Source organism: Rhodococcus sp. IEGM1428, assembly GCF_050321865.1.
Taxonomy (GTDB): Bacteria; Actinomycetota; Actinomycetes; order Mycobacteriales; family Mycobacteriaceae; genus Rhodococcoides.
In genome coordinates this window covers 405,831-418,035 of sequence record NZ_JBNQFW010000002.1, presented here as the reverse complement: position 1 = coordinate 418,035, position 12,205 = coordinate 405,831, and the positions used below count along the sequence as shown (strand labels likewise).

Below are 12,205 nucleotides of genomic sequence, written 5' to 3'. Positions count from 1 at the left end.
CAACGTTCAGGCGTGTGGGGAGCAGGTCCGATCGCGAAGGAGGAGGTGAATCGTCGTGCAGGGATTGATTCTGCAATTGACCAGGGCGGGCTTCCTGCTTCTGCTGTGGTTCTTCGTCTGGGCCGTCCTTCGCACCCTGCGCAGTGACATCTACGCGGCCGCAGGCATGCGAGTACCAGCGCGCTACACCGGTGGCTCCAAGGTTCTTCCGTCGTTCAACAAGCAGAAGGTGGCCAAGTACCTCGTGGTGACCCAGGGCGGTCTCGCCGGAACGCGCATCTCACTCGGTACGCAGCCCGTCCTCATCGGACGTGCAGACGATTCGACTCTCGTTCTGACAGACGACTATTCGTCCACCAGGCATGCCCGTCTCTCACCTCGTGGCGGAGATTGGTACGTCGAGGACCTCGGCTCGACCAACGGGACTTACCTCGACCGAGCCAAGGTGACCACCGCGGTGCGCGTACCCCTGGGAACCCCGGTTCGTGTGGGCAAGACCGTGATCGAGTTGCGCCCGTGACCCTCGTTCTCCGCTACGCCGCCCGCAGCGACCGCGGTCTGGTTCGCTCCAACAACGAGGACTCCGTGTACGCCGGAGCTCGACTGTTGGCACTGGCAGACGGTATGGGCGGTCACGCTGCCGGTGAAGTGGCCTCCCAGTTGATGATCGCCGCATTGGCCCACCTCGACGACGACGAGCCGGGTGAGGATCTGCTGGGCAAGCTCGAGGCGGCCACCCGTGAAGGCAACGCGTCCATCGCCGATCAGGTCGAGGACGAGCCCGAGCTCGACGGCATGGGCACCACGTTGACAGCAATCCTGTTCGCGGGCAAGCGAATCGGGCTCGTTCACATCGGCGACTCACGCGCGTACATGCTGCGCGACGGATCGCTCACCCAGATCACCCGCGACGACACCTTCGTCCAATCACTCGTCGACGAAGGCCGCATCACCGCCGAGCAGGCGCACACGCACCCGCAGCGATCGCTGATCATGCGTGCCCTCACCGGTAACGAGATCGAGCCGACGCTCACCGTCCGAGAGGTGCGCGCAGGCGACCGCTACCTGCTGTGCTCCGACGGCCTGTCCGATGTCGTCAGCGACGAGACCATCGAGAACACGATGAACGAGGGCGAAACCGGTCCCTGCGCCGATCGTCTCATCGAACTCGCACTGCGCAGCGGTGGACCCGACAACGTGACCGTCGTCGTCGCAGATGTCATCGACCTCGACTACGGGCAGAGCCATCCCATCCTCGGCGGCGCCGCCAGTACCGAGGACGAGGAGGACGCTCCTCCCCCCAACACCGCAGCAGGACGCGCCGCGGCGATGCGGCCGCCTCGCTCGACGCCCAAGCGCGTCACCACGCCGGTGGTCACCCCGGAGAAGAAGTCGCACAAGCTGCGCTGGACGCTGATCGCCCTCACCCTGGTGGTCCTCACCGCAATCGGTGCGCTCGTTGCCAATTCGATCATCAGAGGCAACTACTACGTCGGTGCCGACAACAGCAAGGTCACGGTGCTGCGGGGCCTGCCCGGCTCGGTGCTGGGGTACTCGCTGCAGAGCGTGGAACTGACCGGATGCCTCGACGGCGACGGAGCCGTCACACTGACCGCTCCCGATGCCGAGCCTGCTGATTGCGTTCCGTTCGAGATCGACGACCTTCTGCCTGCCGCCCGCGAGCAGGTCACGGCCGGGCTGCCGTCGGGATCCCTCGACGATGCGCGTGGCCAGGTGCAACGCCTGGCGTCGGGCGACCTGCTGCCGGTCTGCGAGACCGAGCCCGCCGTCACCACCACCACCCCCGAACCGACCCCCACGACGATCATCCCGCCACCCGGGGTGCCGTTGCCGCCGACCGCAGAGCCCGTTCCCGAGGCCGCCCCGACGACCACCGCGGTACCGACACCGACGGTTCCGCAGGTTCCCGGCCAGAACTGCAGGACCGGTACTCGATGAGTTCGCCTACCTCTGCCGGAGGGTCCTTTCCGAGTCCGCCCGGGGGTTTCGCTCCTGCACCGATCCAATCGAACCGGCGCGGAGTCGAGTTGCTTCTGCTCGGGGCCGCGGTCCTGATCACCACGATCTCGTTGGTGTTGGTCGAGGCCAGCCAGGAGCAGACCATCACCTGGGATCTGGCGAAGTACGCGCTCGCGTATCTCGCGCTGATGACGGTGGCGCACTTGGCCGTACGACGCTTCGCGCCTCATGCCGATCCGCTGCTGCTCCCGATCGTGGCTCTCCTCAACGGCCTCGGTCTGGTGCTCATTCACCGGCTCGACCTCGCCGATCAGCAGCAGGCGCAGTACCTCGGCAATCCGATCCCTTCACCCGATGCCAACCAGCAGGTGCTGTGGACGACACTGGCGATCGCCGGTTTCGTGGCGTTGCTGGTGCTGCTCCGCGACTACCGCACCCTGGCCCGCTACGGCTACACCGTCGGTCTCGCCGGCCTGATTCTTCTCGCAATCCCGGCGATGCTGCCGTCCGCATTCTCGGAGGTCAACGGGTCGAAGATCTGGATCCGGCTGCCCGGCTTCAGCATTCAGCCCGGCGAGTTCGCCAAAATTCTGCTGCTCATCTTCTTCGCTTCGCTGCTGGTCGCCAAGCGCGAGTTGTTCACCGTCGCGGGCAAGCACGTGCTGGGTATGGATTTCCCGCGCGCCCGCGATCTGGGTCCGATCCTGGTCGTCTGGGTCGTCTCGGTCGCAGTGCTGGTGTTCGAGAAGGACCTCGGCACGTCGCTGTTGATCTTCGGAACCGTGCTGGTGATGATCTACATCGCGACCGAGCGGGTCGGCTGGTTGATCATCGGGTTCGGTCTGCTGATCGTCGGATTCCTGTTCGCGTATCAGGTATTCGGCCACGTCAAGATCCGAACCGACACCTGGCTGCACCCGTTCGACGACTACAACGACACCGGATATCAGATCGTCCAGTCGATGTTCAGCTTCGCCACGGGCGGATTGGCAGGCACCGGCCTCGGAAGCGGACGCCCGTCCCAGGTGCCGTTCGCCAAGACGGACTTCATCATCGCGACCGTCGGCGAAGAGCTCGGGCTCATCGGCCTGACCGCGGTGCTGATCCTGTACCTACTGTTCATTATTCGAGGCATGCGCACCGCGCTGGCCGTCCGGGACAGTTTCGGCAAACTGCTGGCCGCCGGCTTGTCGTTCACCATTGCAATCCAACTGTTCGTCGTCGTCGGCGGCGTCACCAAGCTCATTCCGCTCACCGGCCTCACCACGCCGTATCTGTCCTACGGAGGATCTTCGCTTCTCGCCAACTACCTGCTGCTCGCATTGCTGATCAAGATCTCCGATGCGGCCCGTGAGCCGGCAACCCCCAAGAAGAAGCCCGCTCCTGCAGCACCTATCGCGGACGCTCCGACCGAAATGGTGAAGCGCCCATGAACACTCCCCTACGCCGCGTGTCCATCGCCGTGATGGTCATGGTCGTCGCGTTGCTCGCCAACGCCACCTACCTCCAGGTCATCAAGGCCGACGATCTGCGAACCGACCCCCGCAACTCACGTGTGTTGCTCGACGAGTACTCACGCCAGCGCGGTCAGATCTCGGCCGGCGGCCAGGTTCTCGCGTCCTCCGTCGCGACCGACGACCGCTACAAGTACCTGCGGACCTACCCGCAGAACTCGATCTCTCCGGCCAGCCCCCAGGCCAACGCGCCGATCACCGGCTACTACTCGATGCTGTACTCGAGCAACGGCCTCGAGCGGGCCGAGGATCCCGTGCTCAACGGATCCGACGACCGCCTCTTCGGCGGGCGTCTGTTCGACCTCATCTCCGGCCGAGATCCGCGCGGTGGCAACGTCGTCACCACCATCGACCCCGTCGTCCAACAGGTCGCATACGACCAGCTCACGGCCAAGGGGTACACCGGTTCGGTGGTGGCTCTCGATCCCGCCACCGGCAACATCCTCGCCATGGCCAGCACCCCCAGCTACGACCCCAACCTGTTGGCCAGCCACGACGGCAGCACGACGACCACGGCGTGGGAGAACCTGAGCAACGATCCGAACAAGCCGATGGTGAACCGGGCGATCTCGCAGACCTATCCCCCCGGATCCACCTTCAAGGTGATCACCACCGCCGCCGCACTCGAGGCGGGCGCGACGCCCGATACTCAGCTCACGGCCGCGTCGAACATCACGTTGCCGGGGACCTCGACAACACTCGAGAACTACAACGGTTCGACGTGTGGCGGCGGCCAGACGGCAAGCCTGCGCGAAGCGTTCGCACGGTCGTGCAACACCGCCTTCGTCGAGCTCGGCATCGACACCGGAGTCGACAAGATGCGCGACGCCGCGGCCGCTTTCGGTATCGGAGAGGACACCTCCATTCCGCTCGCCGTGGCCGACAGCACCATCGGCCCGATCGACGACGACGCGGCCCTCGGCCAGTCCAGCATCGGCCAGCGCGACGTTGCACTGACCCCCTTGCAGGACGCCGTCATCGCAGCCACGGTCGCCAACGGCGGCGTGCGGATGGCCCCGAACCTGGTGCAGCAGCTGCAATCTCCCGACCTGTCCGACCTGTCGAGCTACCAGCCGAAGTCCATGGGAGAGGCCATCACCTCCGATACCGCTGCGACCCTGACCGATCTGATGATCGGCTCCGAGAACAACACCAGTGGCGAGGGAAAGATCCCCGGAGTCCAGATCGCATCGAAAACCGGTACCGCAGAACATGGTTCCGATCCACGCAACACCCCACCCCATGCCTGGTACATCGGATTCGCGCCCGCGAACGATCCCAAGGTCGCCATCGCAGTCATCGTGGAAGACGGCGGAGACCGAGCTCTGGCTGCAACCGGTGGATCCGTGGCCGCACCCATCGGGCGCGCCGTCATCGCAGCCGCATTGCAGGGGAGGTGACATAAGGTGCCATTGAGCAACGGAGCCGTAATCGCCCAGCGCTATCGACTGCTGCGCCTCATCGCCACCGGCGGTATGGGGCAGGTGTGGGAGGCGATGGACAATCGTCTCGATCGCCGAGTGGCGGTCAAGGTACTCAAGGCCGAGTTCTCCGAGGACCCGGAGTTCTTGCAGCGCTTCAGGTTCGAGGCTCGCACCACAGCGCAGCTGAACTACCCGGGGATCGCCGGGGTCTACGACTACGGCGAGACTCGTGACGGCGCAGGCGAATCGCTGGCCTACCTCGTGATGGAACTGGTCAACGGTGAGCCGCTGAACGCAGTGCTGGGCCGTATGTCCAGGTTGCCACTCGGCCATGCCCTGGACATGCTCGAGCAGACCGGCCGCGCTCTGCAGATCGCACACACGGCAGGCGTCGTGCACCGTGACGTCAAGCCCGGCAACATCCTGATCACCCCCACCGGGCAGGTCAAGATCACCGACTTCGGCATCGCCAAGGCCGTCGACGCGTCCCCGGTGACCAAGACCGGCATGGTCATGGGCACCGCGCAGTACATCGCCCCCGAGCAGGCACTCGGCGAGGAGGCCACCTCGGCCTCCGACGTCTACTCGCTCGGCGTCGTCGGATACGAAGTGCTCGCAGGCACGAGGCCGTTCGTGGGAGACGGTGCCCTCACCGTCGCGATGAAGCACGTTCGCGAACAGCCGGCACCGATGCCGGTCGACCTGCCGCCTGCCGTGCGCGAACTCATCGAGATCACGATGGTCAAGGACCCGGCCACGCGCTATGCCAACGGCGGCGAATTCGCCGACGCGGTCGCCGCGGTCCGTGCGGGTCGCCGACCCCCTGCACCCGGGAACTCCCGCGGCTCGGGCACCGGCCGGGTGATGATGCCCGGCGTCGTGCCGAGTCCACAGCCGCCTCCGCCGTCGAGCACCCAGATGATGCCGACGTCCCAACGCGAGTACCGCGGACCCGCCACCGGAACGGCTGCTGCAGCTGTGCCCGAGCCCACCGGGATGTCCTCGGCGCAGAAGGCACTCGCCTGGGGTGGCGGCGCGCTGCTGTTGCTCGCCATCCTCATCGGCGGTTACGTACTGCTGACCGGGGGTCGAGACGACACGCAGACGCCGTTCGTGCCGCCGACCACCACCACGCAGCCGGTCACGACCACTCGGACGACCACCGAGCCCACGACGACCACCACCGAGGAAACGACCACCGAAGAGACGACGACAACAACCACCACCACGACCACCGAACCCACCACCACGACGACGAGCCCCACCACGACGTCGGAGGAGCCGACGCAGACGACGACCACTACCCCCCGGCCGCTATTCGAGAATCCGTTTCAGCAAGAGCCACAAGGACAACGATGACGACTCCCCGTACGCTCTCCTCTCGCTACGAGCTGGGCGAGATACTCGGTTTCGGCGGTATGTCCGAGGTCCATCTGGCCAGGGACACCCGACTCGACCGTGACGTCGCCATCAAGGTCCTGCGCGCCGATCTCGCCCGCGATCCCACGTTCTATCTGAGGTTCCGACGCGAGGCCCAGAACGCTGCTGCCTTGAATCACCCCGCCATCGTCGCCGTGTACGACACCGGTGAAGCCGAGACCGAAGCCGGTCCGCTCCCGTTCATCGTCATGGAATACGTCGACGGCGACACCCTGCGCGATATCGTCCGCGCCGAAGGACCCATGCCGCCGCGCCGGGCCATGGAGGTCATCGCCGACGTCTGTGCCGCGCTCGATTTCAGCCACCGCAACGGCATCGTGCATCGCGACGTCAAGCCCGCGAACATCATGATCAACAACGCCGGCGCCGTGAAGGTGATGGACTTCGGCATCGCGCGCGCCATCGCCGACTCCTCGTCGCCGATGACCCAGACCGCCGCCGTGATCGGAACCGCGCAGTACCTCTCGCCCGAACAGGCTCGCGGCGAACAGGTCGATGCTCGATCGGACGTCTACTCGCTCGGCTGTGTGCTCTTCGAGATCCTCACCGGAGAACCACCGTTCAAGGGAGACTCGCCGGTCGCCGTCGCCTACCAGCACGTGCGCGAGGATCCTCAGCTACCGTCCCTCGTCAACGACACGGTGCCGCGCGAACTCGACTCGATCATTCTCAAGGCGATGGCCAAGAACCCGGCCAACCGCTACCAGAGCGCTGCCGAGATGCGTACCGATCTGGTTCGCGTTCTCGGCGGTCAACGGCCGAGCGCACCGATGGTCATGAACGACGAGGACCGCACCACCATTCTGGGGTCGGTCGACTCCCGTCAGGCCGACTTCTCCGGACGGGACAAGCCCGCTGCGGCCGCCGAAGCATCTCGCCCCTCGCGGCACGCCGGACCCGACGACGAGCGCTGGAGCCGACGCGGTCTGAAGATCGGGCTCGTCTCGGTCGCGGCCGTGATCGTCGTCGCCATCGTCGGTGCCTTCCTGTGGTCGCTCGGACCCGGTGCGGACCCCAAGACCGTCACGGTGCCGACCGTCGTCGGACTGGCCGCAGACGAAGCCCAACGCCAGCTCGAAGACGTCGGACTCCGGGTCACGATCCAGGAGAAGCCCGACTCGTCGGTGCCGGAAGGATCTGCGATCGGTACCAATCCGGCGGCCGGGTCGCAGACAGAGTCACCAGGAGCCATCTCGCTCGACGTGTCCTCCGGACCTCAGCAAGTGCAGGTTCCGCGACTGACCGGTCGAACGCAACAGCAGGCGTCCGACGCATTGAACGAGGTGGGACTCGAACTCGATCCCACCATCGCCCGTGCACCGTCGACACCGGAGAACCTGGACAAGGTCGTCGAGCAGAATCCGTCGTCGGGCGTGAGCATGAACGCCAACTCACAGGTGCGCATCACCCTGGGATCCGGACCGGCGCAGGTACGGATGCCCAACGTCGTCGGCCAGCTCGTCGACGTCGCTCAGCCGAACGTCGAGGGTGCCGGCCTCCGCGTGCAGGTCCAGAACATCGATTCCTCGCAGCCGGTGGGTCAGGTCGTGTCGACCGATCCCGCCGGAGGAACCAACGTCGCCGAGAACACCGTCGTCACGCTGCGGGTCTCCAACGGTGACAAGATCCCGATGCCGGACCTGTCCGGACTCACCGAAGCTCAGGCCCTGACGGCACTGGAATCGGCGGGATGGACCGGGACCGCGTCGAACCTGTCGACATCGAGGCAGTCGACGCTCGACCCGCTGATGGTCGGGCGAATCGTCAACCAGACTCAGCCCGCAGGCTCGGAGATCAGCAAGACCGACACTCTCTCCGTGAGCATCGGCGCCCTGGGGATTCCCACCGGCTAGTCGGTAACTCAGGCGAAGGCTTCGGATACCTGAGCTTCGAGCTTGGCGACGAGGCCGGCGTCGGTGGGCATGCCGCAGACGGCGAGCCAGTTGGCCAGCATGCGGTGCCCGCCCTCGGTGAGGATGGATTCCGGGTGGAACTGAACCCCGTGAATCGGCAGCTCGGTGTGCCGCATGGCCATCACGAGACCCGATTCGGTGCGACCGATGACTTCGAGTTCCGCCGGAATGGTGTCTGCACGGACGGTCAGCGAGTGGTACCGAGTGGCGGTGAAGGGATCGCTCATCCCTTCGAGCACTCCGACGCCCGAGTGATGCACCAGACTGGTTTTTCCGTGCAGCAGTTCCGGGGCTTTCTCGACGGTCGCACCGAACACGGCTCCGATGGCCTGGTGTCCGAGACACACTCCCAGCAGCGGCGTCTTCGCGCGGGCGGCGGCCGACACCAGATCCATCGTGGCACCGGCGCGCTGCGGCGTACCCGGCCCGGGGCTGAGCAGAATTCCGTCGAACTGGGCCGCGACCGCATCGCGATCGGTGAGCCGTTCGTCGTCGTTGCGCCAGACCTCGACATCGACGTTCAGCTGGCCCAGGTACTGGACGAGGTTGAAGACGAAGCTGTCGTAGTTGTCGACGACGAGAATGCGCATGTCGACAGCGTACTCAGCGTGGCTGCGCATACCGCATGCGCACCGATTCGGTGTACGCGGGCACCGAGACGTCCGCGGAGGTCTCAACGTCGTAGCGCAGGCCGTAGCGCAGCGCGTACTGCTCGTACAACCGCACGCCGGGCTCGTTCTTCAACGCTGCGCGCAGCCGGTCCTGGTCGCCGATCGCCGTCATCACGTACGGCGGACTGTACGTCCGGCCGCCGAGCAACAAGGTGTTGCCGATGCAGCGCGGAGCGGACGAGGCCACCAGCCGCTGATCCTGCATTGCGATCGCCGAGGCACCGCCGGCCCACAACGCGTTGAGCACGCTCTGCACGTCGACCTGATGGACCACCAGATCGTTGGGCGAGGCATCGGATGCATAAGCGCCGTCGGGGCCCCGGGACGCGTCGGCCATCGTCACAGTCAGTCCGGCGCCGGACGCGGCCTCGCGTCCTGCCGCGTCGGCGAGGGAATCGATGCGGGCCAACGCGTCGGCGACGTCGGTGTCGCCGGAGGCGGTGCGCTGCTGGATCGTGTCGACCTGTTGCTCGAGCGCGTCCCTGCTGCGTTGGGCATCCTCGCTGCTGCCACGAGCCGCGTCGACGAGATCGGACAGACGAGTGGTGTCCCCGCTGCGCAGTTCGGTGCCGTCCGAGATATGTCTGGTGGTACCGAGCAGCAGACCGACGACTGCACACACCGCGACGGCGAGAAGCCACCAGCGGGTGTCGGCGCGGGTCGATCGTCGTGTCACGGGTGCTCGCAATTTGTCCGGTGGGTCGGTGCTGGGCTCACCTGGGTTAGCGTGTACAGCAACCGGGTCGATCACTGTCACGGTCCTCGAGGAGACAATAGCCTGGGGATGCGCGACACCCGTCGATCCACAGGTTCCCGTCGTCAGTTGTCCACAGGTCGGTCGCAGGACCGACAGCCGTCAAGAACGCGAAGAGGAAGCAATGCCGAAGTCGAAGGTACGGAAGAAGAACGACTACACGATCAACCCGGCGAACCGCACGCCGGTGAAGGTCAACGCCGGACCGTCTCCGGTCTGGTACGTGGTCCTGATGCTGGGATTCATGCTGGTCGGCCTGCTGTGGCTGATCGTCTACTACCTCGCTGCGGACGACATCGCATTCATCGGAAACCTCGGTGCCTACAACTTCCTGATCGGCTTCGGCTTCATGGTCGTCGGGCTCGTCATGACCATGCGGTGGCGCTGACAGTCGAACGAGTTACACCGATGTCATTCATCCCCAATGTGGATAAACCCTGTGGATAACTTCTCGAACAATCCACAGGGTGTGTACGAAGAGCGCTGGGCAACACCCGTCGTGGCCATCGCAGCACTGGTGGTGGGCGGTTTTGCGCTCGGAATCGGTGCCGTGCTGTCCTCCACCGACGCCGCGGGAACGTTCCTCGTCGGACTGGCAGCCGTCGGAATGTGGGTGATCGCGGCACTCGCCGCCGCACAGCGTCCCCGTCTGGCCATCACGCGCGACGGATCATTGACGATGAAACGCCTCGGCGGCATACGCACGTACTCCCGCGCCGACATCGTGCGCGTCAAAATAGTGCGCTACCCACGACTCGGCCGACGCGTCCCGATGCTCGAACTCGACATTCGCCCACCCGGCGAGGACGACGACCGACTGATCATCTTCGGCAGATGGGACCTCGGCACCGATCCACGGGATGTGTTCGACGCCCTGAACACACACGGTTTGGTGCCGCCCAACTGCTGATAGCCGAGCGGCCCGGGGAGGTACTCGATGTGACGTTCAGTGGCCTTTTCGGGGGTCAATGGCACATCGAGTGGACTCGGGTCGGCACGCGGCGGGCTGTCAGATGCCCATCTGAGAGCGGAAGTCGAGCATTCGTACCGCGATGATGCCGAGGGTCACCAGAGCGACCGCGATCACCGAGATCCAGGCCATGGACACACCCGCCGAGGTTCGTGAACTCTCCGGCCCCCGGCGTCGGTTGGGGAGAAACACCAAACCGGCGGTGGCGGCGGCACCGGCGACGAGTCCGCCCATATGACCCCACAGCGAGATGCTGGGGATCGAGATGCTGATGAAGATGTTGAGTGCGATGACGATCAGAACCGGTGCCGGGCTTCGCTTGAGCCTGAGCAGGATGACGGCCTGGGCACCCAGTAGCCCGAACACCGCTCCGGAAGCACCGGCGGTGAAAGACAGCGGGTTCTCGAACACCATGACCGACGCGCTACCGCCGAGCAGCGACAGGAAATAGACGGCGAGATACCTGCTGCGGCCGAGGACAAGTTCGACATCGCGACCGATGAGATAGAGCGCGAACATGTTGACCAGCAGATGAATCGGCCCGATGTGTACGAATCCACTGCCGATGAGGCGAAACACATCGCCGTTCGCCACGAGCAAACTGTTCAGAGACCATGCCTGAGCCAGAGCAGAGCCGGTGAAGTTGCTGGTGACATTGCCGGACTGAGCGGCGGTGATGCCGAAGACCACGACGTTGATCGCGATCAACGCGTAGGTCAACGGGGTCTTGGCAGATCGAGTGACCGGCGCTCCGGCGACCGTCTGCGCTGTGCGGACGTTCTTGTTGCCCTCCCGCACACAATCGACGCAATGCTGGCCTACAGCGGCGGTCTGCAGACACTGCGGGCACGCCGGGCGACCGCAGCGCGAGCACGCCAGGCCCGTAGGGCGGTCGGGATGTCGGACGCACACCGACTGGGGTGGGTTGGGTTGGTCACCGTACGGGCCACCCCAGCCGGGGTTCGTCATCGTGAATCTTTCTGTGGAACTGGATCAGGCAATCGTCACGCTGTTGATGACGACCTCGTCCACCGGACGATCGCCGCGGCCGACCTGCGTGCTCGAGATGGCGTCGACGACCTTCTTGGACGCCTCGTCGGTGACCTCACCGAAGATGGAGTGCTTGCGGTTGAGGTGCGGGGTCTTGCCGGTGGTGATGAAGAACTGCGAGCCGTTGGTGCCGGGGCCTGCGTTCGCCATGGCCAGCAGGTACGGGCGATCGAACGAGAGCTCGGGGTGGAACTCGTCCTCGAACTTGTAGCCCGGTCCGCCGGAGCCGGTTCCGGTCGGGTCGCCGCCCTGGATCATGAAACCGTCGATCACGCGGTGAAAGACTGCGCCGTCGTAGAACGGTCCGGTCTTGGCACCCGACGCGTTCTGCGTCGTGTATTCCTTCGACCCGTCCGCGAGACCGACGAAGTTCGCGACGGTCTTGGGGGCGTGATTGCCGAACAGTTCGATGACGATGTCGCCGCGGTTGGTGTGCAGCGTTGCCGTTTGGGTCTTGTTTGGTGAAGTCACGCCCACCATCGTGCCATC

At 65.3% G+C, this 12,205-nt stretch carries 12 protein-coding genes; 8 read left to right on the top strand and 4 right to left on the bottom strand.

From position 1 onward, the window contains the following. Window positions 1–55: 55 nt before the first annotated feature. Genes ACQR3T_RS10465 through pknB form a run of 6 tightly spaced genes read left to right on the top strand, consistent with a single transcriptional unit; the run spans window position 56 to window position 8,211 of the window. Window positions 56–520 (top strand): FHA domain-containing protein FhaB/FipA, encoded by a 465-nt coding sequence (locus ACQR3T_RS10465; protein WP_032378775.1) that lies wholly within the window; start codon window positions 56–58, stop codon window positions 518–520. After that, window positions 517–1,959, top strand: a complete 1,443-nt coding sequence (locus ACQR3T_RS10460) for a PP2C family protein-serine/threonine phosphatase (protein ID WP_428693339.1) — start codon at window positions 517–519, stop codon at window positions 1,957–1,959. The genes ACQR3T_RS10465 and ACQR3T_RS10460 overlap by 4 nt, the downstream gene beginning before the upstream one ends. Beyond that, a complete protein-coding gene (locus tag ACQR3T_RS10455) occupies window positions 1,956–3,413 on the top strand; it encodes an FtsW/RodA/SpoVE family cell cycle protein (protein WP_032378773.1) in 1,458 nt (485 codons plus the stop codon). Before ACQR3T_RS10460 ends, ACQR3T_RS10455 begins: the two co-directional genes overlap by 4 nt. Next, window positions 3,410–4,894, top strand: a complete 1,485-nt coding sequence (locus ACQR3T_RS10450) for a peptidoglycan D,D-transpeptidase FtsI family protein (protein ID WP_428693338.1) — start codon at window positions 3,410–3,412, stop codon at window positions 4,892–4,894. Before ACQR3T_RS10455 ends, ACQR3T_RS10450 begins: the two co-directional genes overlap by 4 nt. 6 nt (window positions 4,895–4,900) lie before the next feature. After that, window positions 4,901–6,277, top strand: coding sequence for a serine/threonine-protein kinase (locus ACQR3T_RS10445; RefSeq protein WP_032378771.1), 1,377 nt, complete (start codon window positions 4,901–4,903; stop codon window positions 6,275–6,277). Continuing rightward, a complete protein-coding gene (pknB, locus tag ACQR3T_RS10440; protein ID WP_428693337.1) occupies window positions 6,274–8,211 on the top strand; it encodes a Stk1 family PASTA domain-containing Ser/Thr kinase in 1,938 nt (645 codons plus the stop codon). Before ACQR3T_RS10445 ends, pknB begins: the two co-directional genes overlap by 4 nt. Window positions 8,212–8,219: 8 nt before the next feature. On the opposite strand, the gene ACQR3T_RS10435 is transcribed toward pknB, so the two are convergent. After that, window positions 8,220–8,861 (bottom strand): aminodeoxychorismate/anthranilate synthase component II, encoded by a 642-nt coding sequence (locus tag ACQR3T_RS10435; RefSeq protein ID WP_094616355.1) that lies wholly within the window; start codon window positions 8,859–8,861, stop codon window positions 8,220–8,222. A gap of 13 nt (window positions 8,862–8,874) precedes the next feature. Further along, complete coding sequence (locus tag ACQR3T_RS10430; RefSeq protein WP_428693336.1) at window positions 8,875–9,618, bottom strand: DUF881 domain-containing protein; 744 nt, start codon at window positions 9,616–9,618, stop codon at window positions 8,875–8,877. A 202-nt stretch (window positions 9,619–9,820) separates the two neighbouring features. On the opposite strand from ACQR3T_RS10430, the gene crgA reads away from it, so the two are divergent. After that, window positions 9,821–10,084, top strand: a complete 264-nt coding sequence (gene crgA, locus ACQR3T_RS10425) for a cell division protein CrgA (protein ID WP_032378768.1) — start codon at window positions 9,821–9,823, stop codon at window positions 10,082–10,084. A 36-nt stretch (window positions 10,085–10,120) separates the two neighbouring features. Then, window positions 10,121–10,606, top strand: a complete 486-nt coding sequence (locus tag ACQR3T_RS10420; RefSeq protein WP_428693335.1) for a PH domain-containing protein — start codon at window positions 10,121–10,123, stop codon at window positions 10,604–10,606. 99 nt (window positions 10,607–10,705) lie between these two features. On the opposite strand, the gene ACQR3T_RS10415 is transcribed toward ACQR3T_RS10420, so the two are convergent. Further along, on the bottom strand, window positions 10,706–11,635 hold the full coding sequence (locus ACQR3T_RS10415) for a rhomboid family intramembrane serine protease (protein WP_428693334.1): 930 nt from the start codon (window positions 11,633–11,635) through the stop codon (window positions 10,706–10,708). Window positions 11,636–11,659: 24 nt separating this feature from the next. Further along, window positions 11,660–12,196 (bottom strand): peptidylprolyl isomerase, encoded by a 537-nt coding sequence (locus tag ACQR3T_RS10410; protein ID WP_094616207.1) that lies wholly within the window; start codon window positions 12,194–12,196, stop codon window positions 11,660–11,662. Window positions 12,197–12,205: the final 9 nt, after the last annotated feature.